Raw genomic sequence first — 24,937 nt, forward strand, 5'->3', positions numbered from 1 at the left:
ATGTTTCAAAAAATATTAATTGCGAATCGCGGGGAAATTGCTGTTCGTATTATGAAAACTTGTCAAAAACTTGGCATACGCACTGTTGCTATTTATTCTGAAGCAGATGAAAATGCCCTTCATGTGAAGATGGCAAATGAAGCTTACTTAGTAGGTGGACCGCGTGTTCAAGAAAGTTATTTAAACCTTGAAAAAATTATTGAAATAGCTAAGAAGACAAATGCAGAAGCGATTCATCCGGGTTATGGTTTATTATCAGAGAATCCGTCTTTTCCGGTTCGTTGCAAAGAAGAAGGAATCGTATTTATCGGTCCTTCAGAAGAAATCATTACGAAGATGGGAAGTAAAATCGAATCACGTATCGCAATGCAAGCAGCAGATGTCCCAGTAGTCCCAGGTATTACTACAAATATTGAAACTGCTGAAGAAGCAATTGAAATTGCAAAACAAATTGGTTATCCCTTAATGCTTAAGGCATCCGCAGGCGGCGGAGGCATTGGTATGCAGTTGATGGAAACTGAGCAAACGCTCACCAAAGCGTTTGAAAGTAATAAAACAAGAGCGCAAAACTTCTTTGGTAACGGAGAAATGTATTTAGAGCGATATATAGCAGATGCGCATCATATTGAAATTCAGCTTTTAGCAGATACACATGGTAACACAGTGTATTTATGGGAGCGTGAATGTTCGGTACAGCGCCGAAATCAAAAAGTAATCGAAGAAGCACCTTCACCATTTTTAGATGAAGGTACACGAAAGGCGATGGGAGAAGTTGCTGTACAAGCTGCCAAAGCACTTGGCTATACAAATGCAGGTACAGTTGAGTTTCTTGTAGATGATCAGAAGAACTTCTATTTCTTAGAGATGAATACGAGATTACAAGTAGAGCATCCAGTGACAGAAGAAATTACGGGATTAGACCTTGTAGAACAGCAACTCCTTATCGCAAGTGGAGAGAAACTATCATTTACTCAGGATGATGTAAAACGTAGTGGTCATGCCATTGAAGCTCGTATTTATGCAGAGGATCCGAAAACATTCTTCCCATCACCTGGGAAAATTACAGATTTAACATTACCGTCAAATGTACGGATTGATCACTTCTTAGAAAATCATGTAACGATTACACCTTTCTATGATCCAATGATTGCGAAAGTCATTGCACATGGCGAGACTCGTGAAGAAGCAATTTCGAAATTACATGATGCTCTAGAAGAATTAAAAGTAGAAGGTATTAAAACGAACACGCCAATGCTACTGCAAGTTTTGGAAGACGAAGTGTTCAAAGAGGGTATTTATACAACGGGGTTTGTAACGAAACAACTCGTTAAAAAATAAGATTTAACAATATTAAGGGGGAAAAAATGATGACGAAAGTATACGCATCGATGGCAGGAAACGTTTGGAAGATTGTTGTAGGAGTAGGAGATACAGTAGAGGAAGAGCAGGATGTCGTCATTTTGGAATCTATGAAAATGGAAATTCCAATCATTTCAGAAGAAGCTGGCACAGTTATGAAAATTAATGTGCAAGAAGGCGATTTTGTAAATGAAGGAGATGTATTATTAGAAATTGAATAGGGAGATATAGGGGGAAGCGAATTGAAACTACCTAATTTTGCTGTCATTAAAGAAGTCGGGCCACGTGATGGCTTACAAAATGAAAAAAAGATTGTTGGCACAAAAGATAAAGTAAAATGGATTCAACTACTTACAGAAGCAGGATTGTCGTATGTTGAAGTTTCCTCATTCGTTCACCCAAAATGGGTCCCTGCATTAGCAGATGCAAATGATGTATTTTCTGAGCTGAAAAGGGACCCAAATGTTACATATGCTGCGCTTGTTCCGAATCAAAATGGTTTGGAACGAGCTTTTTTGCAAAATGTAGATGAGGTGAATGTTTTTTTATCAGCAAGTGAATCTCATAATAAAAGTAATATTAATAAATCGATTAAAGAAGCATTAGTTGTAATTGAAGATATAACAAAACAGGCATTATTCGAAGGGAAAAAGGTAAGAGGCTATGTTTCTACTGTATTTGGATGTCCTTATGAAGGGGATATAAGTGTCACAGCAGTTGACGAATTATGTAATCAACTATTTTCATACGGCATTTATGAAGTTTCTCTTGGGGATACAATCGGTGTAGCGAATCCATTACAAGTAGAACAAGTATTAGAACATCTATTAAAGAAGTATGATGCTTCGCAGTTTGCAATGCATTTTCATAATACGTATGGAATGGCTCTAGCGAATGTAGTTAAATCATTAGAATACGGTATTAAAACGTTTGATAGTTCTTGTGGTGGACTCGGGGGCTGCCCTTATGCACCAGGAGCATCAGGTAATGTTGCTACTGATGACCTAGTACATATGCTCCATAAGTTAGGAGTCCAAACGAATATTGATGAAGAGAAGTTATTGAGAGCAAGTCAATTTATTCAAAGTAAATTAAATATCCAATTACCGAGTCATGTGTATAGAGCGCTTCAACATAAAACGATAAGTAGGTGAGAAGATGCTACAATTACAAAACATTTCAGTTGATTATGTAACACCTCACGTTGTAAAGATTTCGTTATATCGTGAAAGACAAGCAAACTCATTATCTTTAGCATTATTAGATGAATTACAAACTATATTAACTCAAATAAGTGAAGATTCAAACGTGCGTGTAGTTATTTTGACTGGTGCTGGTGAAAAAGCATTTTGTGCTGGTGCAGATTTAAAAGAGCGTGCCGATATGAACGAAGAACAAGTTCGCCATGCTGTTAGTATGATTCGCACTACTATGGAGATGGTTGAACAATTACCACAGCCAGTTATTGCTGCTATAAATGGAATTGCACTTGGTGGTGGTACGGAATTAAGTTTAGCTTGTGATTTTAGAATTGCTGCTGAATCTGCAAGTCTTGGTCTTACTGAAACGACACTTGCAATTATACCAGGAGCAGGTGGTACACAGCGCTTACCGAGATTAATTGGTGTTGGTAGAGCGAAAGAATTAATTTATACAGGTAGACGTATTTCAGTGCAAGAAGCAAAAGAATACGGTTTAGTAGAATTTGTTGTACCAGCTAATTTACTTGAAGAGAAAGCGATTGAAATAGCAGAGAAAATTGCTAGTAATGGACCGATTGCTGTTCGATTAGCAAAAGAGGCAATTTCAAATGGTATTCAAGTTGATTTACATACCGGATTACAAATGGAAAAACAAGCGTATGAAGGTGTAATCCATACGAAAGATCGAATAGAAGGATTACAGGCATTCAAAGAAAAACGCAAACCGATGTATAAGGGGGAGTAAATATGTTAGACCAAAAACAACAATCTAATTCATTTGAAGAACGAGTTGAAACAATTAAACAAGGCGGGGCACCGAAATATCATGAGCAAAATAAAGCAAAAGGAAAATTATTTGTTCGAGATCGTTTAGCGCTTCTATTTGATAATGGCGAATATGTAGAAGATGCATTATTTGCTAACTGTGAACAAACAGGCTTACCTGCGGATGGCGTTGTAACGGCAACGGGTAAAATACATGGTCGTACTGCGTGTGTAATGGCCAATGATTCTACTGTAAAAGCTGGATCATGGGGATCACGCACAGTTGAAAAGATTTTACGTATTCAAGAAACAGCTGAAAAACTACGTGTTCCGTTATTTTATTTAGTCGACTCTGCTGGAGCACGTATTACAGATCAAGTAGAAATGTTCCCAGGGCGCCGCGGTGCAGGAAGAATCTTCTATAATCAAGTGAAGTTATCAGGTAAAGTTCCTCAAGTATGCTTGTTATTTGGACCTTCTGCAGCTGGTGGTGCGTATATTCCAGCCTTTTGTGACGTTGTAATGATGGTAGAAGGAAATGCATCTATGTATTTAGGATCTCCTCGTATGGCTGAGATGGTTATCGGTGAGAAGGTAACTTTAGAAGAGATGGGCGGAGCTCGTATGCATTGCTCTGTATCAGGATGCGGAGATGTTTTATGTAAGACAGAAGAAGATGCGATTACACAAGCAAGACAATACATTTCATATTTTCCAAATAACTACTTAGAAAAGACTCCATTGGTTACACCCCAAGAACCGAAACAATTCGATAAAACGTTAGAACAAATCATTCCAGAAAATCAAAATGCTCCTTTCAATATGAAAGATCTCATTAATAGAGTTATTGATGAAGGTTCATTCTATGAAGTAAAAAAATTATTTGCTCAAGAGCTAATTACAGGCTTAGCACATATTGATGGTAAGCCAGTTGGTATTATTGCAAATCAGCCGCGTATGAAGGGCGGCGTATTATTCCATGATTCAGCTGATAAAGCTGCTAAGTTTATTAATTTATGCGACGCATATCATATTCCATTATTATTCCTTGCGGATGTACCAGGATTTATGATCGGTACAAAAGTAGAGCGTGCTGGTATTATTCGCCACGGTGCAAAAATGATTTCTGCAATGAGTGAAGCGACTGTACCGAAGATTTCTATCGTTGTTCGTAAAGCATATGGCGCTGGTTTATATGCGATGGCAGGTCCAGCATTTGAACCAGATTGCTGTTTGGCATTACCGACAGCCTCTATTGCGGTAATGGGTCCAGAAGCTGCGGTTAATGCTGTATATGCAAATAAAATTGCAGCTTTACCAGAAGAAGAGCGTGCTAGCTTCATTGCTGAAAAACGTGAAGAGTATAAGAAAGATATTGATATTTATCATTTAGCATCAGAGATGGTGATTGATGGTATTGTTCATCCAAACAATTTACGTGAAGAGTTAAAAGGACGTTTCGAAATGTATATGAGTAAATATCAAGTATTCACAGATCGTAAACATCCTGTATATCCAGTTTAAAAGCCCTATTTAGGGCTTTCTTGCTCAAAAAGTTAAGGAGGGGAAAACATTGAAACAAGCAGTTTGGTTTCCAACAGAAGAGTACAAGGAAAAAACACGTTTATATAGTTGGATGAAATCATTGGGATATGAAGACTATGAAACTTTTTATAATAAATCTATTGAGGAAACAGCTTGGCTTTGGGGAGAGGCAGAAAAAGCAGTTGGCTATCAATGGATGAAACCTTATACAGAAGTGTTAGATTTAGAAAATGGTACACCGTTTGCACAGTGGTATAATGGCGGAACATGTAACGTTGTAGAATCAGCTTTATCCCGCTGGCTTGCGGATGAAGAGACAAGAATACAGCCAGCACTTCAGTACGAAGGAGAAAATGGAACTTCAAAATCATTTACATATGAAGAGCTTGATAACTGGGTAAGCCGTGTTGCCAATGGTTTGAAACACGCGGGTATTGAAAAAGGTGACCGTGTAACAATTTATATGCCGATGATTCCAGAAACAGTTGTTGCGATGCTAGCTGTAATGAAAATTGGAGCAATTATTTCACCAATATTCTCAGGCTTTGCGTCTGATGCAGTTATGACACGTGTGCAAGCGGCAGGTTCAAAAATGATTATTACCGCAGATGGATTTTCACGCCGCGGTAAAATTGTTTCTTTAAAAGATGAAGTAGATAAAGCTTGTGAACATTGCCCAACTGTTGAAAAAGTTGTTATCGTTCGTCATGCAGGAAATGATTTTATACCACATAACTATGACTTTTCGTGGAATACGCTAGAAAAAGAAAAACCATTCATACATGCCGAGGAAATGCAAAGTGATGATCCATTAATGCTCATTTATACATCAGGAACGACTGGTAAGCCGAAAGGAACAGTACACACGCATGCAGGATTTCCTTTGAAAGCAGCTTTTGATGCAGGATTTGGAATGAATATTAAACAAGGTGATCGTGTATTATGGGTAACTGATATGGGCTGGATGATGGGGCCGTTTCTATTATTCGGTTCACTCATTAATGGAGCAACGATGGTTATGTACGAAGGTGTTCCAGACTTCCCAGAAGCAGACCGGTTATGGGAGACAGTTGATAAATATGAAATTACTCATCTAGGTATTTCGCCAACGTTAATCCGAGCATTAATGGCAAAAGGTGATGAGTATGTCAATAAACATTCTTTAAAGAGTTTGGAAGTATTCGCATCAACAGGAGAACCTTGGAATCCTGATCCATGGATGTGGCTGTTTGAAACAGTTGGAAAAGGAAATGTTCCAATCTGTAACTACTCAGGTGGAACTGAAATCTCTGGTGGGATTTTCGGCAATGTTCTTATTAAGCCAATCGCACCGATTAGTTTTAACGCATCTTTACCAGGAATGGCAGCTGTCGTACTGGATGATCAAGGTAAACCAATTCGAGATGAAGTCGGAGAATTATGCTTAGAGAAACCTTGGGTAGGTATGACGAAAAGCTTCTGGGAAGATGATGAACGTTACGTAAACACATATTGGTCGCGTTTTGAAAATAAATGGGTCCACGGTGACTGGGTCATTTACGATGGTGAACAATATATCATCACAGGGCGTTCAGACGATACGTTAAATATTGCAGGTAAACGTATTGGACCTGCTGAATATGAATCTATTCTTGTGAAACATAACGATGTAATTGAAGCTGCTGCAATTGGTGTACCTGACGAAGTAAAAGGTGAAGTTTGTCATTGTTTTGTAGTATTAAGAGATCATGTAACATTCACAGGAGAATTAAAGAAAGAATTAATGAGTTTAGTAAACTCTCATATTGGAAAAGCGTTGTGTCCTAAAGACATCCACGTTGTAGAAGATTTACCGAAAACACGTAATTCTAAAGTAATGCGCCGTGTTATTAAAGCAGCTTACTTAGGAAAAGAATTAGGTGATTTGTCTTCACTTGTAAATCCTGAAGTAGTTCCGTTTATTCAGGGGTTACAGTCTAGTAAATTATAAAGTTAGAAAGGATCTCTGTATAAATAGAGATCCTTTTTTATGTTTATAAAAAGAAAAGAAGTGAATTTGATGAAGAAGAAAAATTCTACTATTGGTGTTAAGTATGTTTTTTGTTTTAATCAAAATACGATATTATGGAATGTCTATTCAATGGAGAAATACTAATTTACAACAACAAGGTGATGACAAAGCGCGACTGCTTATATGCCGGTTTAAACCTTTATATATTACATCCTAGTATTTATCTCGCTATTTGCCGGGCAGTAATGCCCCCACCTAAAAATTCAGCGAAAGCAAGGAAGTAGGTGAGGGATCAACTTTCCGGAAAAGCCTGATTGATTCCAAAAGACATATTTTTTTCTTTACGTTGACATTAAAAATATTACCAATTTTTTCTTTTACAATGGCAACAAATAAAGAAACATTTACAACGACACTTATTTCGTTTAGAACTCCAATCATCATCACGATGACACTTTTCTTTAGATTTCCACCAATCATCATTACAATGCTTTTTCTGAGAACTCCAATTATCATCACAATGATGTTTTTCTTTAGATTTCCACCAATCATCACAACAATGCTTTTTCTGAGAACTCCAATTATCATCACAATGATGTTTTTCTTTAGATTTCCACCAATCATCACAACAATGCTTTTTCTGAGAACTCCAGCAATCATTTTTCCAGGACATTTATTTCTACCTCCTTTCAATAGTGTTCATATTATTCTATGTTTTAATAAAAAAATTGCTTGTTTATTAACCTACTATTTTATCTTTATATGATAGAGTGTCTTCTACTCGATATAGAATTCATACAAACTATGCTGATTTTTAAGAGAAAGTGGAGAGAACTACTACTAGTTATGGTATTTTTCAATAAACACTTGTTGAAGAAAATGTTCTGATTACAAATAATATCTTATTTTCGAGTACGCTTTTTAAATGTATATTTCACAATGAAAAATGGGAAATCCACAAATAAAGTCTATGTATATGTGAGTTAATGGGAAAATCTAGTGTGTTTTTAAGGGGCGTCTTATTTAAAAGAAAAAAGGTTTGTTTTAGAAAGTGGTGTCTAAACATTAAATGGAGTAGGACTAAATTTACGGCCGCTCATTAAAAAGCTTTTAATTAGGAGAAGTCTGTTTTTATAATGAATAATGAAAAGAAAGTTTGGTACAATTGTTTGTTTTTTTCTTTTTATGTGTTTGCCTCGTACCCTTTTAAGCTAGTGGACATACTTTACTAATAGAAAGGATTAGGGGGTGAGGTATTGGGTTCTCGATTTAATAATTGTAAAAAGAAGTGTACATGTAAACAAGATGATTGTTGGGAAGTATTCGAAGAGTGTAAAAAAGAACAGCATGAGAAATGTGATAATTCTTGTGTACAAGGAATTAGAGATGAACTTAAGAAATTAATTAATCGAACAGTTCAAATTAATACAGAGGGACGTACTTATGTAGGTACTGTTTCGTCTGTAAGTTGTGATGTAGTTAGGCTTGCGGCTATTCCTGGATCGGTTGGAGTAATTATTTCCATTTGCAAAATTGAAGCAATTTTCCCACCGGTTACAACGGTTACTGCTGACTTTGATTTTAATGGTATTGATGTAGCAAACAAAGCATAATTATGCTGCTTTTTTGTAAAGCCATTCACATGAATGGCTTTATTTTAATTTTATATAAAAGGAGAATATATTCTTTATATAGAAATAAGTTTGAGGTTATAAAGCATGATGTACGAAAGGAGCAAGGAAGTGATTAAACTAGAAAGCTTTAAGAAATCTGATTTTAAACAATTAATAAATTGGATTAATTCCGAAGAATTTCTAATACAATGGTCAGGAAATGCATTCACATTTCCTTTAGACGAACAGCAATTAGAGAAGTATATAGAAAGTGCAAATACACTCGCTTTCAAAGTGGTAGATGAAGAGACTTCAGACGTTATTGGACATATTTCGCTTGGGCAAATAGATAATATTAATAAGTCCGCTAGAATTGGAAAAGTATTAGTTGGTAATACGAAGATGAGAGGACGTTCTATAGGAAAACATATGATGAAAGCAGTACTTCATATTGCTTTTGACGAATTAAAACTACATAGAGTAACTCTTGGTGTGTATGATTTTAATACATCGGCCATTTCATGTTACGAAAAAATAGGGTTTGTAAAAGAAGGCTTATTAAGAGAGTCAAAAAGAGTAGGAGAAACGTATTGGAATTTATGGGAAATGAGTATGTTAGAATATGAATGGAAGAAGTAGCAACGATAGTAATTTATAATTATATTATGTTAACAAAGGGGTTTGGTGGGTATAGTGGATAATAAAACAAAAATAATTTCAATTGCAGCTGTTTCGGGGGGAGGTAAAACTACAATTACAGAAAGATTAAAGCATAAGTTTAAAAACTCAAAAGCTCTATATTTTGATAGTTACACATTTGATAAATCTCCTGCTGATATTTGTAAATGGATTGATGATGGGGCGAATTACGACGAGTGGGTATTAACACCATTAATTCATGATATTGAGCAACTTATACAAAATAATACCTTAGACTATATTATTGTAGATTATCCTTTTGCATACTTAAATAGTGAGATGCGAAAATTCATTGATGTAACTATATTTATTGATACGCCTTTAGATATTGCGATGGCTAGAAGGATTTTGCGAGATTTTAAGGAAGGTACAATAGATGAAATACATAATGATTTGGAACATTACATGACATATGCGAGAAAAGCTTATTTAGAGGCAATTCATACTGTTAAGCCGAATTCAGATATCATATTGGATGGTTCTTTATCTGTAAGTGAAATAATTAATCACGCTGTAGAGGAACTTGGCCGAAGAGAAGTGATTGTCAATGGTTAAATGTATAGAGGAATATATACAAGTTGCTGATTTTAAAATGTATACGAAAATATTCCAAGGAAAGAAGCAGCAGCCTGTTATTATATTGGAATCAGGCTATGGTGATTATTCGAAGGCATGGAATCAAACTGCTGAAGAACTGACGGAATATGGTACGGTACTTACATACGATCGGGCTGGATTAGGCAAAAGCGGGAAGAGTTCCAAGAAACGTATTAGTTCTGAAATGGTAAAAGATTTGAGAACATGCTTAAATCTTTTACAACTGAAGCCACCTTATATTTTTGTAGGACATTCTTTTGGTGGTATAAATGCACGTTTATTTACTGATTTTTATCCTGAAGATATGTTGGGAATAGTTTTGGTTGATTCGACACCAGAAAATTATAAAGAAGCATTTTTGCCAATCATGTCTCCAGAATTTCAAGAAGCTTACTATAAACAATTTGTACATGAAAGTTCTTATGAAGAGTTTATGTTTAGTCTGGGTGAAGCAGATAAATATTGTCAGTCGACGAGAGATATTCCACTCGTCGTGTTAGCTGCTGGTAAAAAAGCTTTTTATTCGCAAGATGCACAAATAAAATGGTTACAATTGCAAGAAGAATTATTAAGATTATCAAACAAAAATAAACTAATAATTGCAGAACAAAGTGGTCATTATATTCAAAAAGATGAGCCACATTATATAACAGATGCTGTTAGGTGGATAATTGAAGTAAGGGAGAGATAAATGTGTACACTTTATTTCAATATAATTGGCAAGTAAGAGATGATTGGTTTAAGTGGTGTGAACAACTTTCAGAGGAAGATTTACTTTGCAAACTGGTGGTATTTTAGAAACATTATTTCATATTGTAGATGTAGAGTATAGTTGGATTAGTGCTCTTCAAGGATAAGAAGATAGAGAACAGCAATTTAAAGATTATCAATCGATTCAAAAAGTGAAAGCGTTATTTAATTTATATAAACGAGAACTTGAAGTTTTTTTGCACTCATAATTATCTAGCCTAGAATGCTAGCACACTTAAAATAAGCCGTATAAAAAGTTAATCATTGTGTGCTTTGATTATATAATGTCGGCGAAATAAATAGTGTGAAGGACAGCTATCTTAACAAGTGTTTCATGTAACGTTCATATACTTTAATTTTTTATAATTAATTAAATTTGAATTTTGTTTGTTGTTAAGAAAAGGTGAGAAGAAAATAAAAAAAGAGGGCTAATGCCCTCTTTTTCTTTTAATTTGGTAATTAATCACAGATTGGTATCCCAAGCACTCTTAGAGCTAATGCTACTTGAAGGGAAATCTCTAATCTAGCAATTTCAATACCAGCTACTGAAAGAACTAAAAAAGGTTGTCCGTTTACAAATACAACGCAACTATCCATAGTTAAACCTCCTTTCTAGTAATTTACTATAGTATATGAGTAGAACTTTAAAATGTAATAGTTCAATTGTTGGATTTAATAGAATTAATAGATTAACCCATTTATACAAACAAAAGAACATAACGAAAGGAAACAGAGATGGATGTATGCCTCGAAAAACATAGGTTTTAAGACATGTAATGGGATATGAAATTCATCATATTGGTCAGCTATCTATATGGGCGAGGGAGTTAAACTTGCAATCTGTTTCAGCAAATTTGATTGGACGAGGATGATAGAATTAAAAACCGACTTGCATCTTAAGCGCAAGTCGGTTTTATATATATAAGAAGATTTCTTAATTGAAATCCTCGGATTTTTTCTGACGTATATGTAAAAACATTAAGGTGGTAATGATTAAAAAAATCATTATAGTTTGTATAATTAAATTTTTAAACTGAAGCAATATTGTCCAAGATGTAAGGGCGTCTTTAAAAGCTTGGAGTGCAGAGTACGAGGAAGGATCAAAACCATACTGTAGCAACTTTTTTGTTTCAATAAATGAAATGTTTTCTTCATCTGCATCTAATATTACTGAAATTAGTCTAGTATCTCCAAGTTTTGCTGTACTGACAAAACTATAATTACCGTTAGTTGAAAAACTAGTTTGTAAGCCATCAACACCTTGAAGTTTAATGTTTTCATTAAGGGAATATATCATTTTATTCGTATTGAAAACCTGGGAATCTTTGAAGGTAAATTGGTAAGAGGTTAGTTTCGTAATATTCAATACATCTGGAAAATCTTTTACTAATTTTGCTGCTAGTTTAGCTGCGTCTATCGCTGTTGTAGTTGATTGTTTATCTGTATCATTATTAATTCCAGTAGAGTTTAGAAATGGAGATGGTTGTAATAACTTTAGTTCTTTTGCTTTTTTATTCATTAATACTGTAAAGTTATCTTCATTTCCAGCAATGTGTTCTGCTAGAGCGAGTGCAGAACGATTATTCCCTGCCAGTAGCAATGCATGAAGTAAATCACGAACCGTTGTTTTATCATTCGATGTTACTTGTATAGGGCTTGTTTCTACTCGGAAAACTTCGTTACTTATTTGTACTAAGTCATCTAACTGTATTTTTCTATCATTTAGTTGCTCCAATACGATATATTCTGTCATTAATTTAGATAAAGCAGCTGATTGTACCGGAGTTTCTTCATTTTTTTTATAAACAATTTCACCTGAATTAGCATTTATTAAAATAGCTGATTTAGCTTGAATAATCGGACCATTTACATAAAGATAAAAATATAAAACGATAAGTGCGGTAATAAAAAAAGATAATAATAAAATAGCGAATTTCTTTAAGAATTGCATAAGCGATCCTCCTATTATGACATCAATACTAGTATTGTAAAAAGGAATGCTTAATTAGGAAGAAAGAAAAGGTAAAGAATTTCTAAAGAATTATAAAGGATTATTAAATTTTGGGTATTAATGGAAAAAAGTTCAATTTCTTATATGATAAGAAATTGAACTTTTTATTTATAATATTAACATTTGTATGGGAGTAGTTTTACAGTGAATGTTGTTTTTTCATCATCACTATATACTTCAATTGTTCCTTTATGCAATTCGACTATACTTTTTGCAATAGCTAATCCAAGTCCAGATCCACCAGTGTTTGTAGAGCGAGATTTCTCAACGCGATAAAAACGTTCAAAAATATGAGGTAAATCCGTACTAGGAATAGGTTGTCCGTAATTTGTTATATCAATTGTAATCATATTATTGCTTTCATAAGCAGTAAGGTCAATATAGCGACCTTCGCTTCCATAAGCGATAGCGTTTATAATAAGATTTTCAAACACACGCACTAATTTTTCACCATCAGCTAATACCATGAGCTTTTGAGATGGGAAAGAAGGTCGACACTCTATATTTGCTTCTTGAAATTGTATACGGAATTGAACAGTTAATTGCCCAAGTAACTCTACTATGTCAATAGGGACAGAATACAAGCTTAACTCTTTATTTTGAACACGTGTATATTCGAACAAGTCATTCATTAATGCATTAAGACGAGTTACTTTATCGTAAATGACTTGAATATAGTATCGCAATTCTACTTCATCTCTATAATTATCATGATGGATTAAATTTACGTATCCAACTATAGAAGTAAGGGGAGTGCGTAAGTCATGTGATACATTTGTAATAAGTTCACTTTTTGCTTGTTCCGCTTGTCTTTCTTCATCAATGGAGACTTTTAATTGTTCAACAATTTCATTGACCCCGATTGCTAATTCTTCTAGATAATTATGATTTACAATAGAAACTTTATGATTGAAGTTTCCATTTGCAATATAACGAATTTCTTCTATCATTTTTTTAATACAAGTTTCATAGTAAAGTTTTTTCTCGTGACGATAAAAAATGTAAAGATAGGATGAAAAAATAGAAAATAAAAACAAATAAGATACAATCATCATCCATAACGATTCTTTAATCCCTTTATACTTTTCATAACCAAAAATTCGAATGAATTCTTTACCGAGTTCAGTTAGAGTAAGTGAACTCTCAATTACACTCGTAACGAGGCGATAAATAATTAATTCAGTAATAGGCGTGAGTGTGATAGCTAATAAGAGCCAAAAAATAAGTTTCCATTTAGGGATATCTTTTAATATATCAAATGCTTCATTTCTCAATTTTATAGCCAACTCCCCAAACAGTGTGAATAAATTTTTCTCCATTTATTACTGTTTCAAGTTTATCCCGTAAGTTGCTAATATGGACCATTACAGTCTTATTTGAACCGTAACCATCTTCATTCCAAACGCGTTCAAAAATTTCTTCTGAACTAAATACTCTTCCTGTATTACTTGCAAGCAAATATAAAATATCGAATTCAATAGAGGTTAGTTTAATATACTCTCCATTTACTTTAACAGTATGATTATGTTTGTGTATTTCAACAGAGCGAATACGAATAATACCATCTTCATTCTTTTGCGAAGTAGCGTTTTGGAAAGATGATCTTCGTAATAAAGCTTTCACTCTTGCTACTAATTCTAATGGATTGAATGGCTTGATCATATAATCATCGGCACCTGTCATAAGACCTAATATTTTATCCATATCTTCTGCTTTTGCACTAAGCATTAGAATTGGTACAGTATTATTTTCACGTACTTCCTGACAAACTTCTAATCCGTTTCGTTTTGGCATCATAATATCCAAAATCATAAGGTCAACTTCATATGTAGAAACCTTTTGCAATGCTTCATCGCCATCATAAGCTTTATAAATGTTATAGCCTTCATTTCGCAAATAAACAGCAAGTAATTCAACAATTTCTTTATCATCATCAATAATTAATATGTTTTTATTCATTGTGTAGTTCCTTTCCTTACAAATCATCAACATTACTATAATATCAAACATTTATGTACTTGTAGCGATGATTTTGTATAAAATTTCATGTAACGTATTAAAAAGGAGTAAAAAGATTAATATCGAATATAAAATAAAAAGGATATTTAGATTCTACATTATAATGTAAGTTAGTTATAAGGGGGATTTTCTATGTTATATAGTGATATATATTCATTTACTCCAACTGGAAAAATAGAAAATGATATTAAAGCCTTTCTACTAAAATATAATAAAGAGTTTACATATAAACATTCAATTCGTGTGGCAAATGAGGCAAAAAGATTGCAGAAAAGTTTCACGTAGATAAAGAAAAAGCAGCAATTGCAGGATATTTACATGATATTAGTGGCATTTTTCCGAACGAGGAGAGGATTGCAGTTGCTGAAGAGTTTGGGGTAGAGATAGTGGAAGCAGAAAAAAGTTTCCTATGATTATTCATCAAAAATTATCGAGAGTAATCGCAAAAGAAATATTTAAAGTAGAAAATGAAGAAATTTTAAATGCAATTTGTTGCCATACAACGTTGCGTAAACATGCAACGAAGATGGATTTAGTATTATTTGTTGCAGATAAAATAGAATGGGATCAAAACGGGATACCACCATATTTAATAGAAATAAAAAAAGGATTGGAAAAATCTTTGGAAAAAGCAGCTTTTGTATATATTTCATATTTGTGGGAAAGGAAAGATACATTGAAAGTTATACATCCGTGGCTAGAAGAAGCATACTGGGATTTAAAAGGAATTTTACAGTAGAAAGGACAAGGAAATGCAATTAAAAGAATATATGAATCAAACATTTCCAGGAGTTACATTAGGACCCTACTTATATTCTCAGTGGGGAAATCATTTACATTTTGATTTCGGAAAAGATAAATATCAAATTGTAGAAGGAACCGACGATTTAAATATGGAATACTTTTCTCAACTATATACATATAATAAATTCTTATTTGAAGACATATTTTCAAAAGAAGATGTAGTGTTTGTAGTGACAAATGTTTATAGATTTAAAAAGGAAAACATAAAAACTCCACAGAAAATAAATGTATACAATAAATATATTAAGAAAAGAGATTTAAGATTTCATATAAGACAAGAAACGTTACCGTTTCTATTTGAAGATGAAGAAGCAGATTTATATTGTACATATCATTTTTCTTTAAAATGTCTTGCGGAAGATATTAAGTATGAATTGCTTATACAAGCTGCTAATCACGAGGATTTCTCTGCTCTGTATCCTCGATTTGGACGAAAAAAAGAAATTTCTTATCCAGATGTATTTCTCATAAATGCAACGAAAGATATTGTCATGTTTATGTGTGATGATAGAGGATGTAAAGTAATTGCGAAGAATAAAGAAATAATACGAGATTTATATAAGAAATACAAAGAATGGATTCCAGATTATGAACGAGAAAGTATAGATAACTTATTTAAATGACAATAGGGGAAGTGAAGCGTGTAATGAAACGTATTGCAATAGTATCTGCATGGGAACCAGAACTGACGTATTTGCATCAACATTATCCGAGTGAACGTGTTGAAAAAAGAGCAGCTTGGGAATTTCATTTTCATACTATTAATGAGCTGGAAATTATATCAGTTGTTACTGGTGTTGGTAAAGTAAGCTGCGCTAGTTGTGTACAATTGTTAATTAGTGAGTTTCAGCCAGATGAGTTGTTTATGACAGGAATATGCGGAAGTTTATCAAACAAGGTGAAAAACGGTCATATTGTAGTGGCACTAAACGCAATACAACACGATGTTACTGCAGCTGGCTCAGGGGAAGATGTTTTTAATTTATATAACGGTAGAACAGCACCTATTGAAACAACAAAATCACTTGTAAGAAGAATAAAAAAAATACGATCATATGATCCAATACATTTCGGTACATTTTTATCCGGAGATCAACGTATTCGCAGTTCAGAAATGAGATATTTACTCCATACCGTATATGGAGCATTGGCAGTTGATCAAGAAGTAGCAGCTTTCGCCTATGTATGCCAAATAAATAAAAAACCATTTCTATGTTTAAAAGCTGCTTCAGATCAAGCAAATGATAAAACGAAAGAAGAACAAAAAATCTTTAAAATGCTAGCATGCGAAAGAGCATGTGAGCATTTAATTGCTTTTTTGCGTGTTTATGAGATTAATGTAGTAAATAATAGATAGTTTGTTATAAAACAAATTAATAGTGGGTTATATGTAGGGAAATGTCCGTTCATTTCAAATTAAGAGCTGAAATTTATAATAGATGGAATATATTATATGGGTACATGTTGCGGTTAATACAAGCAATTGGAGGGCAATTTTATATGATTCAATATAAAAGATGTAGTGAAGTAAATATTGATTTAGTATATGAAGCTTTTAAAGATGGATTTTCCGATTATATTATTAAGATGGAAGTTTCAAAAGGTGATTTTATACACCGTTTTTTGGGACCAGAAGGTAATTTGCTAGAACATTCTTTTCTTGCTTTAGACGGTGACAAATCAGTTGGCGTAATATTAGGTGGTATAAAGGATTATGAAAGTATAAAGACTATGCGCTGTGGAACATTAGCGGTTCATCCTAATTACCGCGGTATTGGTGTGAGTCAAAAATTATTTGAACTGCATAAAGAAGAGGCGATTCAACATGGATGTAAGCAACTTTTTCTCGAAGTCATTGTAGGAAACGACCGAGCGATTCATTTTTATAATAAGTTGGGCTATGAAAAAGTGTACGATCTTTCTTATTATAATTTAAATGATTTGACTAAAATAATGAATAAAGATTGTAAGGATATTGAAGTAAAACAATTAGAATTTCCAACTTTTAAAGATGAAATTCAGAAATGGTTAAACTTCCATATAAATTGGCAAAATGATGTTGATTATATCGAAAAAACAAATAATGTATTTTATGGTGCATATGTCACTAATGACTTAAAAGGCTCTCTATGTGTAAATGAAGAAGGTAAAATTAGTTTTATTTTCGTAGATAAAGATTATAGAAATATTGGTGTTGGGATGAAATTATTAGAAGTAGCAAGAGAAGAATTACATTTATCAAGTTTATCAATTGGGTTTCCTAACAATAATTTACTGGAGGGTTTTTTAAAGAAATGTAGATTTGAAAAGAATTCTTTAGCACAATATGAAATGTATTTATTACTCTAAGAGCGGAAAGATTTATTCTTTTCGTTTTTTATTTTGCTGTTATGTTGGTAAATGCTCCGTAACTATAATTTATAATGCGAGGGAGTTTGTTTATCCTTAAGTTATTTTTTAAATTGTCAATTTCATACTAATAATTTTCTTTGTATAATATTCTAATTTTATGTAGAATAGATACGATGGGAGGGGATGAAATGAATAATGGATTAAAGTTTAAGATTTTTGAATTGCATTGTCTCGTTCAAAAGACTTATTCTGATATTAAAATGGCATGTGATATTGCTATTTATCAAGAAAACACTTCTAAATATTTAATTTCATTAGGATTTTTAAATAAATCATATATGACTTATATAGAAGCAAAAAGATTCTATCGCGAAAATGAAGAGCTTGTAAGTGTAGAATTTGATAATTTCTTTGATATGTATGATAAATTAGAAAACGAATTAAAACAAGTTATTTCAACTGAAGATAAAAATCCTTCATCGCTACATAGCAGACTTGATCAGTTTCAGCAGAAAGTTGAAAATATAAATGACCTAATAAAAGTATTGCAAAATGCTCGTTAATGAATGCTTTTTTCTTTTTGTATAGAAATTATGTATTAAAAACATTTTAGGGATATTACATATTGAAGAGGTGGCTTTTGTAGATTACAAAAGTCATCTTTTTATGTTAGGAATAGATTGTATACATTTTAGCAGTTTCATATAAATAATAGAAATTTATACGAGGTAAATATCATGGGAAATAAAAAAGAAATAGCTATAGTAGCATTAACAACAGGATTCGTTTTAACAAGTGTAACACCATATGGAGTAGGTCATGCAGAGGAACCTGGTCAAATGCAAGTTGAAATTCAAGAGGATTCGTTCCGTACAGGTGATCTGACACAACCATCAAAAAAGGCACCAGAGAATGTAGTGAAAGATGCACTTAAGGAAAATACGGAGCATGCTTTGTCTCCAAAACAAGTTAGTGCAGAAACAGGAGTAGATTACAAGGTTCTTCAAAAACGTGGTTCTTATGATGGAACTACACTTGTGCGCATGCAACAAATATATGAAGGAAAAGAAGTATATGGCCACCAGTTGACTGCTCACGTAGATAAAAAAGGTATTATTAAAAGCATTTCAGGAGCTAGCGCACAAAATTTAACACAAGAAGATTTAAAGAAACCTATTAATTTATCAAAAGAAGAAGCAAAACAATATATTTATAAAAAGTACGGAAACGATACTAAATTTATTTCTGAGCCAGAAGTTAAGGCAGTTATTTTTGTTGATGAAAATCATGGGCAGGCTAGCAATGCATATCAAGTTACATTTGCTGCTACAACACCAAATTATGTATCTGGAACTTATTTAGTGAATGCTCATAATGGTGAAATGTTAAAAGATATGGTACAAGAATCAAGTTTGAAAATAAGTGAAGAGTATGTTCAATCCGTTAAGGAAAATAAAACTAGCAATTTCACATCATTAACTGGAACAGGAAAAGATGATTTAGGCGTAACTCGTACATTTGGTATTTCTAAACAGACCAGTGGGAATTATGCGCTTGCTGATTACACAAGAGGACAAGGAATTGAGACATATGATGTAAATTATAGAGATATTACAAATGAAGAAAGTTATTATCCTGGTATACTAACAACTAGCGTTTCAACAACATTTAATGATCCAAAGGCGGTAAGCGCTCATTTCTTAGCAACAAAGGTATATGATTTTTATAAAGAAAAATATAAGCGTAATAGTTTTGATAATAAAGGGAAAAAAGTAGTTTCAGTTGTACATGCATGGGATTCCGGAGGAACAAATGATCCTGAAAATTGGGAGAATGCATTTAGTACTAATATTAATAACATTAGTATGCTTTTATATGGAGATCCTATGGTAAAAGCGTTCGACATAGCGGGTCATGAATTTACACATGCGGTTACATCTAGCGAATCTAACCTTGAATTTTCAGGAGAATCTGGGGCGATTAACGAGGCATTATCTGATATTATGGGAACGGCTATAGAGAAATACATAAATAATGGAGAATTTAACTGGACAATAGGAGAACAAACGGGATCGACTTTTCGTAATATGAAAAATCCAACTGCAATTAATTTTTCAGAAGGACTACCGTATCCTGATGATTATAGTAAATATAATGATTTAAATGGAGAGGATTATGGAGGCGTTCATTTTAACTCAAGTATTATTAATAAAGTTGCGTATTTAATTGCACAAGGTGGTACTCATAACGGTGTAAATGTAAATGGTATTGGTGAGGATAAAATGTTTGATATTTTCTATTATGCAAATACTGATGAATTAAACATGACTTCTGATTTCTCTGAATTGAGATTGGCATGCCTTACAGTTGCAACTAATAAATATGGAACGAACTCAATTGAAGTTCAAGCAATCCAAAATGCTTTTGATGTGGCAAAAATTACAGGAACAGTGAAAGAAAACGAAAAAGCAGTAGAAAACCAAGCTCCAGAGTTAACTGTACCGATTACCATTACACTACGTGTAGGAGATACGTTTGATCCAATGAGAAATGTAAAAGCTGTTGATAAGGAAGATGGTGATTTAACAAATAAAGTAAAGCATAAAGGCGATGTAGATACTTCAAAATCAGGTACATACATTATGGAATACATGGTTGTTGATTCTCAAGGGCGGAATGCAACGGCAACACAGACTGTAATTGTAGAGAAAAATGGAGAAACATCAGATTTAGAACCTAAATTAACAGTGCCTGTTGGAGCGACAATTCATGTAGGAGATTCATTTGTTCCAATGGCAGAAGTATTAGCTATCGATAAAGAAGACGGTGATCTCACTTCTAAAATCAAAGTTGATGGTGAAGTAGATACATCTAAAGCTGGTACTTACGTATTAACGTACACGGTTACAGATTCTAAAGGTCATGAAGTAACGGCGGAGCAAACTGTAACGGTCAAAGTTAGAGAAGAAGTTAAAAATGATAAACCAATACTAAAAGTACCTGCTACAACTTCAATTACTGAGGGTGATCAATTTGATCCGTTGGTAGGAGTATCAGCTACTGACAAAGAAGACGGTGACCTTACTTCTAAAGTAGCGTATGAAGGAACTATAGATATAACTAAAGCTGGTACTTATGAAATAATATATAGTGTAAGAGATTCCGTGGGTAATGGGGTAAATACAATACAAAAAGTGTTAGTGAAAGATAAAGAAACTAGCAAACCTAATGGTCTTGCTAATAAGACAAACAACAGTAATACCGATAAAAAAGAATATACATATAAGGAGCTTCCAAAGACGGGTGTAAGTACAACTAACAGTGCAGCAATCGGCATATTGATGATTATTGCAGGTACAGTACTCACTTTGATTCGCAAATTTAGAAAGATACAAAAATAATAGTAGGGATTATTCGTTTGAAGAAAAGAGTTCAGTATTCAAAAGAAATAAAGTAGAAAGTAAATAAAACGAAATATGGATTTTTTACTTATTAAGATTTTAATAGTTAAGCGGTACATTTGGCTTTTATAAAAATTTGCAGTTGGATACTATTCTGTCTACAGAACTATATTACATATAAAACACGTTACTATTCTTTTATTTTAATGAGAATAGTAACGTGTTTTTTGATTTGAAAATAGCATAAATCCTATAGCTCATGAATATAGGAGTACTTCTAATTTGCCATTGATAAGTTACTGAAAACACTTTGCTTTAATGGAAGTGTCACTCTAAATGACAACATGAGATTTTCGATATTTACCAGGTGTTTCATTGGTGAATTTTTTAAAAATTTTAGTAAAATAACTTTGATCGCTAAAATTAAGCGAAGCGCATATGTCTGATAAAGGATAGGTGGTGAAAGTTAATAATTTCTTTGCTTCTTCGATTCGTTCACGTTGAATGTACTCAATTAATGAAATACCGACTTCTTTTTTAAATAATATAGATAAATAATCTGAATTCACATTTGCAAATTTAGCAAGTTGTTTAACAGATATTGGATTGTAAATGTTTTTAAAAATGTAGTTTTTGCAAATAGCAATAGTCTGTGAATGTTGCTGTGTTTTTTGTGCCTTTACACGGTCTGCAAAGGTACAAAAAGCATTTTTTAATAAATCCCAAACAGATTCTTTGTCTTTTAAATCTTCTGTTCTTTGAATATGTAAATCATAAATTTTGTAAGCAATCCTAGATGGAAGTCCCCCTTTTATCGCATATCTAGTAGCGAGCGTGATGGATGAAATACAAATGTTTTTATGACGTCTTAATTGATGGAATGAAGATAAAGATGAAAGAGTCTCTTGTTGGAATTCGTAATAATATTTGAGTACGGTTTCTTTATCCCCGTTTTCTATAGAACCAAGCAGTTGCTGCTCTATATATAAATTATGATAAATGGATTCGTCTTTTTGCATTGAAATATATACATCTTTGTTTAAGATTCTGCTATGACTTATATGAAGTGAGTCACTGTTATTTGAAAATGTGCTTACATCTGAATTTTTTTTATAGAGAATGTTATAGAACAATATTGCTATATTTACAAAGAAATTTTGATCTTTGACTGACAATGAAAAATAATGGTCTCTTGTTCTTTTATAATTTGGAATGAAATTAAGGTTACTATCCGTTTTACTTGTAGAAAAATTTACATGTGCCAAGGGCCCAATAATAACAGTACCGTTCACCATATAATCGCTCTTTATGTGAATTAAAATGAAGTGCCCTAGATGTTCGTGAGTTCTGAAGATGGGGAAATTATATGTATCATTTCTCTGAAAAAGCACATGTAACTGCTCTATTTTTGATGTATACAACGAATGTGAATCACTTTTTGATGTGAATTCTAAAAGAATATTTTTGTTACAATCTAAAAAACAAACTGGAATTTCAAAAGATTGGAAAAACATATTGCAAATGTACTCTATCTCAACTAGACTGAGCTTTTTAGTCATATTCTTCCTCCTTACAGTTATGCGTAATAGTTAAATAAACATATATTCCTTTTTTCATAAGTAGAAACGGAAAACCTTTATTAATAAAAAATATAAATAAAAGTTATAAACTTCTAAGAATAATACCATAATTTAACATGAATAGCACATATTATTTGAATATACAGGTAATAGTTTTGGACAGTAGCGTAAAATATGAATCGTCACACTTATTTGTTGGTTATTACTTATATGTATTAAAAAATGATTAAGATTGGATTTTAAATAGGGATAGGAAGTGAGAAATTAATGGATTGACAGTAAGTGACTAGTCGAAATTAGTAGTGAAAGCTATTATGTAACAAATGTAATGATTCTTGAAATAGGGATATAAGTGTAATTTAGGGGAGAAAATTACATATATCATGTGGAGAGACAACGTAATAATAGAAGATAAGAAAAGTGAATAAGTGATTGTAAACAATGGATTGTTGGACGACTATGTTTTATGTTATTCGTTTAAAACTGATACTTGGCACACTATTGCTTTTAAGAAGGTAATAGTAATAAAGAGATTTTTAAAATGATAGAAGTAGTAAAGGGGATAAGAGAAATGAAAAAAATATTTAGTGTGCTTTTAGTGTTTTTCTTAACATTTTCTACATGGTCTAGTGTATTAGTAAAGGCGGATTCACCATCTAAAGGTACTTTAACGATTCATAAGTATGAACAAGAAAAAGATGGAGCGCAGGGACTAGAAGGTGACGGTTCTGCAAATCAAGAGGTGCCAAAAGATGCGAAACCATTAAAAGGTGTAACGTTTGAAGTAAAAAGGGTTGCTTCTTTTGAAAAAATTTCAAACGATGGGAAAATCGTAAAAGAAGACGTGAAACCTGTAATGGGAGCCACTCCAAATCAAGTAGTAACAGATGATAACGGACAAGCTGTATTAAAAGATCTTCCGCTAGGACGTTATGAGGTGAAAGAAGTGGCAGGACCTCCACATGTTAATCTAAATCCCAATACGTATACAGTGGATATCCCATTAACGAATAAAGAGGGTAAGGTGCTAAACTATGATGTTCACATGTATCCTAAAAATGAGGTTAAACGTGGTGCAGTTGATTTAATAAAAACTGGTGTAAATGAAAAAGCATTAGCAGGTGCTGTATTCTCTTTATTTAAAAAAGACGGTACAGAAGTGAAAAAAGAGTTAGTAACAGATGCTAATGGTCATATTCGCGTGCAAGGATTGGTGTATGGAGAATACTATTTCCAAGAAACAAAAGCTCCGAAAGGCTATGTAATAGATCCAACTAAACGTGAGTTTTTTGTTAAGAACTCCGGAACAATTAATGAAGATGGAACTATTACTTCTGGTACAGTAGTTAAATTAGAAGTGAAAAACTATGAAGAACCAACAATTGATAAAAAGATTAACGGAAAATTGGAAGCGTTACCAATCAATCCGTTAACTAATTATAATTATGATATTAAAACATTAATTCCAGAAGACATTAAGGAATACAAAAAATATGTGGTAACAGATACTTTGGATAATCGTTTAGTGATTCAAGGAAAGCCAATCGTGAAAATTGATGGAGCAGAAGTAAATGCAAGCATTGTAGAGGTAGCTATAGAAGGTCAAAAGGTAACAGCTACAGTAAAAGATTTCACAAAATTAGATGGTAAAAAAGAATTTCATTTGCAAATTAAATCTCAAGTAAAAGAAGGAGTACCATCTGGTTCGGAAATTTTAAATACAGCAAAAATTGATTTTACAAATAAAAATGATGTAATTGGAGAAAAGGAATCTAAACCTGTAGTTGTTGTTCCGACAACTGGAATAATTGAGTTAACAAAAATTGATGGTGCTAATAAGAATAAATTAAAAGGTGCAGAGTTTGTACTTAAAGATAAAAATGGAAAAATAGTTGTTGTAGCAGGAAAAGAAGTAACAGGTGTATCAGATGAAAATGGTGTTATTAAATGGTCTAACATTCCATATGGAGACTATCAAATTTTTGAAACGAAAGCACCAACATATACAAAAGAAGATGGTACAAAAGCTTCTTATCAATTATTAAAAGATCCCATTGATGTAAAGATTAGCGAAAATAATCAAACGGTTAAATTAACGATTGAAAATAATAAAAGTGGATGGGTTCTTCCGGTAACGGGTGGCATAGGAACGACTCTTTTTACTGTAATAGGCCTTACGTTAATGGTTACAGCGGCATTTGTTTTCTTTAGAAAAAAGTTTGCTAATAATTAAGATTTTAGGAACATGTA

At 32.9% G+C, this 24,937-nt stretch carries 22 protein-coding genes and 3 pseudogenes; 19 read left to right on the forward strand and 6 right to left on the reverse strand.

Translation table 11 applies throughout. The features are described 5' to 3' along the window. The 6 genes from ATL10_RS24335 to ATL10_RS24360 are packed head-to-tail and all read left to right on the forward strand — an operon-like array spanning window position 1 to window position 6,840. Window positions 1–1,338, forward strand: coding sequence for an acetyl-CoA carboxylase biotin carboxylase subunit (locus ATL10_RS24335; RefSeq protein ID WP_000486742.1), 1,338 nt, complete (start codon window positions 1–3; stop codon window positions 1,336–1,338). Window positions 1,339–1,364: 26 nt separating this feature from the next. After that, window positions 1,365–1,580 carry an acetyl-CoA carboxylase biotin carboxyl carrier protein subunit gene (locus tag ATL10_RS24340; protein WP_001987345.1) on the forward strand — a complete coding sequence of 72 codons (216 nt, stop codon included), beginning with the start codon at window positions 1,365–1,367 and terminating at the stop codon, window positions 1,578–1,580. A 21-nt stretch (window positions 1,581–1,601) separates the two neighbouring features. Beyond that, entirely contained in the window at window positions 1,602–2,513 is a 912-nt protein-coding gene (mvaB, locus tag ATL10_RS24345; protein WP_000775435.1) for a hydroxymethylglutaryl-CoA lyase, read from the forward strand. A gap of 4 nt (window positions 2,514–2,517) precedes the next feature. After that, a complete protein-coding gene (locus tag ATL10_RS24350) occupies window positions 2,518–3,306 on the forward strand; it encodes an enoyl-CoA hydratase (protein ID WP_110497685.1) in 789 nt (262 codons plus the stop codon). A gap of 2 nt (window positions 3,307–3,308) precedes the next feature. Then, window positions 3,309–4,850 carry an acyl-CoA carboxylase subunit beta gene (locus tag ATL10_RS24355; RefSeq protein ID WP_110497687.1) on the forward strand — a complete coding sequence of 514 codons (1,542 nt, stop codon included), beginning with the start codon at window positions 3,309–3,311 and terminating at the stop codon, window positions 4,848–4,850. Between the two features lie 49 nt (window positions 4,851–4,899). After that, window positions 4,900–6,840 (forward strand): AMP-binding protein, encoded by a 1,941-nt coding sequence (locus tag ATL10_RS24360; protein WP_065228864.1) that lies wholly within the window; start codon window positions 4,900–4,902, stop codon window positions 6,838–6,840. Between the two features lie 276 nt (window positions 6,841–7,116). On the opposite strand, the gene ATL10_RS24365 is transcribed toward ATL10_RS24360, so the two are convergent. Further along, complete coding sequence (locus ATL10_RS24365) at window positions 7,117–7,554, reverse strand: hypothetical protein (RefSeq protein ID WP_181419343.1); 438 nt, start codon at window positions 7,552–7,554, stop codon at window positions 7,117–7,119. A 563-nt stretch (window positions 7,555–8,117) separates the two neighbouring features. Between ATL10_RS24365 and ATL10_RS24370 the strand changes: the two genes are divergently transcribed. From ATL10_RS24370 to ATL10_RS31390, 5 genes and pseudogenes are all read left to right on the forward strand, one after another. Then, window positions 8,118–8,474: a hypothetical protein gene (locus ATL10_RS24370; RefSeq protein WP_000535577.1), complete on the forward strand. Its 357-nt coding sequence runs from the start codon at window positions 8,118–8,120 to the stop codon at window positions 8,472–8,474. 105 nt (window positions 8,475–8,579) lie between these two features. Then, a complete protein-coding gene (locus ATL10_RS24375; protein WP_000990082.1) occupies window positions 8,580–9,113 on the forward strand; it encodes a GNAT family N-acetyltransferase in 534 nt (177 codons plus the stop codon). Between the two features lie 45 nt (window positions 9,114–9,158). Then, entirely contained in the window at window positions 9,159–9,728 is a 570-nt protein-coding gene (locus tag ATL10_RS24380; RefSeq protein WP_000513265.1) for a nucleoside/nucleotide kinase family protein, read from the forward strand. Next, window positions 9,721–10,461, forward strand: a complete 741-nt coding sequence (locus ATL10_RS24385) for an alpha/beta fold hydrolase (RefSeq protein WP_000237653.1) — start codon at window positions 9,721–9,723, stop codon at window positions 10,459–10,461. The genes ATL10_RS24380 and ATL10_RS24385 overlap by 8 nt, the downstream gene beginning before the upstream one ends. A 2-nt stretch (window positions 10,462–10,463) precedes the next feature. Then, window positions 10,464–10,720, forward strand: a pseudogene (locus ATL10_RS31390) (DinB family protein); the annotation flags it as partial. A 259-nt stretch (window positions 10,721–10,979) separates the two neighbouring features. On the opposite strand, the gene ATL10_RS24395 reads toward ATL10_RS31390, so the two are convergent. Then, entirely contained in the window at window positions 10,980–11,117 is a 138-nt protein-coding gene (locus tag ATL10_RS24395; RefSeq protein ID WP_000376554.1) for a DUF3956 domain-containing protein, read from the reverse strand. Between the two features lie 164 nt (window positions 11,118–11,281). Between ATL10_RS24395 and ATL10_RS24400 the strand changes: the two are divergent. Beyond that, window positions 11,282–11,392 (forward strand): annotated as a pseudogene (locus tag ATL10_RS24400) (DinB family protein); the annotation flags it as partial. 62 nt (window positions 11,393–11,454) lie between these two features. Here ATL10_RS24400 and ATL10_RS24405 read toward each other — a convergent pair. The 3 genes from ATL10_RS24405 to ATL10_RS24415 all read right to left on the reverse strand — a co-directional run bounded on the left by ATL10_RS24405 (window position 11,455) and on the right by ATL10_RS24415 (window position 14,490). After that, on the reverse strand, window positions 11,455–12,471 hold the full coding sequence (locus tag ATL10_RS24405; protein ID WP_001160052.1) for a D-alanyl-D-alanine carboxypeptidase family protein: 1,017 nt from the start codon (window positions 12,469–12,471) through the stop codon (window positions 11,455–11,457). A gap of 176 nt (window positions 12,472–12,647) precedes the next feature. After that, entirely contained in the window at window positions 12,648–13,805 is a 1,158-nt protein-coding gene (locus ATL10_RS24410; protein ID WP_001243309.1) for a sensor histidine kinase, read from the reverse strand. Further along, a complete protein-coding gene (locus tag ATL10_RS24415; RefSeq protein WP_001038807.1) occupies window positions 13,795–14,490 on the reverse strand; it encodes a response regulator transcription factor in 696 nt (231 codons plus the stop codon). The genes ATL10_RS24410 and ATL10_RS24415 overlap by 11 nt, the downstream gene beginning before the upstream one ends. A gap of 192 nt (window positions 14,491–14,682) precedes the next feature. Here ATL10_RS24415 and yqeK point away from each other — a divergent pair. From yqeK to ATL10_RS24445, 6 genes and pseudogenes are all read left to right on the forward strand, one after another. Continuing rightward, a pseudogene (gene yqeK, locus ATL10_RS24420) lies at window positions 14,683–15,289 on the forward strand (bis(5'-nucleosyl)-tetraphosphatase (symmetrical) YqeK). A gap of 13 nt (window positions 15,290–15,302) precedes the next feature. Beyond that, the gene (locus tag ATL10_RS24425) at window positions 15,303–15,977 is read left to right on the forward strand and encodes a DUF3885 domain-containing protein (RefSeq protein WP_100910247.1); all 675 of its coding nucleotides are present in this window, start codon (window positions 15,303–15,305) and stop codon (window positions 15,975–15,977) included. After that, on the forward strand, window positions 15,974–16,711 hold the full coding sequence (mtnN, locus tag ATL10_RS24430) for a 5'-methylthioadenosine/S-adenosylhomocysteine nucleosidase (RefSeq protein ID WP_000151939.1): 738 nt from the start codon (window positions 15,974–15,976) through the stop codon (window positions 16,709–16,711). Before ATL10_RS24425 ends, mtnN begins: the two co-directional genes overlap by 4 nt. 143 nt (window positions 16,712–16,854) lie before the next feature. Next, window positions 16,855–17,703, forward strand: coding sequence for a GNAT family N-acetyltransferase (locus ATL10_RS24435; RefSeq protein ID WP_000617067.1), 849 nt, complete (start codon window positions 16,855–16,857; stop codon window positions 17,701–17,703). A 191-nt stretch (window positions 17,704–17,894) separates the two neighbouring features. Continuing rightward, window positions 17,895–18,269, forward strand: a complete 375-nt coding sequence (locus ATL10_RS24440; protein WP_001059026.1) for a hypothetical protein — start codon at window positions 17,895–17,897, stop codon at window positions 18,267–18,269. A gap of 174 nt (window positions 18,270–18,443) precedes the next feature. Beyond that, a complete protein-coding gene (locus tag ATL10_RS24445) occupies window positions 18,444–21,107 on the forward strand; it encodes a M4 family metallopeptidase (RefSeq protein WP_110497691.1) in 2,664 nt (887 codons plus the stop codon). Window positions 21,108–21,439: 332 nt separating this feature from the next. Here the strand turns inward: ATL10_RS24445 and ATL10_RS24450 are convergent, their stop codons facing one another. Continuing rightward, window positions 21,440–22,666 (reverse strand): helix-turn-helix domain-containing protein, encoded by a 1,227-nt coding sequence (locus tag ATL10_RS24450; protein ID WP_110497693.1) that lies wholly within the window; start codon window positions 22,664–22,666, stop codon window positions 21,440–21,442. 592 nt (window positions 22,667–23,258) lie between these two features. Between ATL10_RS24450 and ATL10_RS24455 the strand changes: the two genes are divergently transcribed. Beyond that, window positions 23,259–24,920: an LPXTG cell wall anchor domain-containing protein gene (locus ATL10_RS24455; protein WP_090976738.1), complete on the forward strand. Its 1,662-nt coding sequence runs from the start codon at window positions 23,259–23,261 to the stop codon at window positions 24,918–24,920. The last annotated feature ends 17 nt before the right edge of the window (window positions 24,921–24,937 follow it).

Origin of the sequence: Bacillus sp. 196mf (assembly GCF_003217275.1) — a bacterium.
GTDB lineage: Bacteria > Bacillota > Bacilli > Bacillales > Bacillaceae_G > Bacillus_A > Bacillus_A thuringiensis_S.

Bases quoted from the DNA above. Each gene is read 5' to 3' on its own strand.
- ATL10_RS24335 (WP_000486742.1), top strand. From the start codon at position 1: ATGTTTCAAAAAATATTAATTGCGAATCGCGGGGAAATTGCTGTTCGT.
- ATL10_RS24340 (WP_001987345.1), top strand. From the start codon at position 1,365: ATGATGACGAAAGTATACGCATCGATGGCAGGAAACGTTTGGAAGATT.
- ATL10_RS24350 (WP_110497685.1), top strand. From the start codon at position 2,518: ATGCTACAATTACAAAACATTTCAGTTGATTATGTAACACCTCACGTT.
- ATL10_RS24355 (WP_110497687.1), top strand. From the start codon at position 3,309: ATGTTAGACCAAAAACAACAATCTAATTCATTTGAAGAACGAGTTGAA.
- ATL10_RS24375 (WP_000990082.1), top strand. From the start codon at position 8,580: ATGATGTACGAAAGGAGCAAGGAAGTGATTAAACTAGAAAGCTTTAAG.
- ATL10_RS24385 (WP_000237653.1), top strand. From the start codon at position 9,721: ATGGTTAAATGTATAGAGGAATATATACAAGTTGCTGATTTTAAAATG.
- ATL10_RS24395 (WP_000376554.1), bottom strand. From the start codon at position 11,117: ATGGATAGTTGCGTTGTATTTGTAAACGGACAACCTTTTTTAGTTCTT.
- ATL10_RS24405 (WP_001160052.1), bottom strand. From the start codon at position 12,471: ATGCAATTCTTAAAGAAATTCGCTATTTTATTATTATCTTTTTTTATT.
- ATL10_RS24415 (WP_001038807.1), bottom strand. From the start codon at position 14,490: ATGAATAAAAACATATTAATTATTGATGATGATAAAGAAATTGTTGAA.
- ATL10_RS24425 (WP_100910247.1), top strand. From the start codon at position 15,303: ATGCAATTAAAAGAATATATGAATCAAACATTTCCAGGAGTTACATTA.
- mtnN (WP_000151939.1), top strand. From the start codon at position 15,974: ATGACAATAGGGGAAGTGAAGCGTGTAATGAAACGTATTGCAATAGTA.
- ATL10_RS24435 (WP_000617067.1), top strand. From the start codon at position 16,855: ATGATTCAATATAAAAGATGTAGTGAAGTAAATATTGATTTAGTATAT.
- ATL10_RS24440 (WP_001059026.1), top strand. From the start codon at position 17,895: ATGAATAATGGATTAAAGTTTAAGATTTTTGAATTGCATTGTCTCGTT.
- ATL10_RS24445 (WP_110497691.1), top strand. From the start codon at position 18,444: ATGGGAAATAAAAAAGAAATAGCTATAGTAGCATTAACAACAGGATTC.
- ATL10_RS24450 (WP_110497693.1), bottom strand. From the start codon at position 22,666: ATGACTAAAAAGCTCAGTCTAGTTGAGATAGAGTACATTTGCAATATG.
- ATL10_RS24455 (WP_090976738.1), top strand. From the start codon at position 23,259: ATGAAAAAAATATTTAGTGTGCTTTTAGTGTTTTTCTTAACATTTTCT.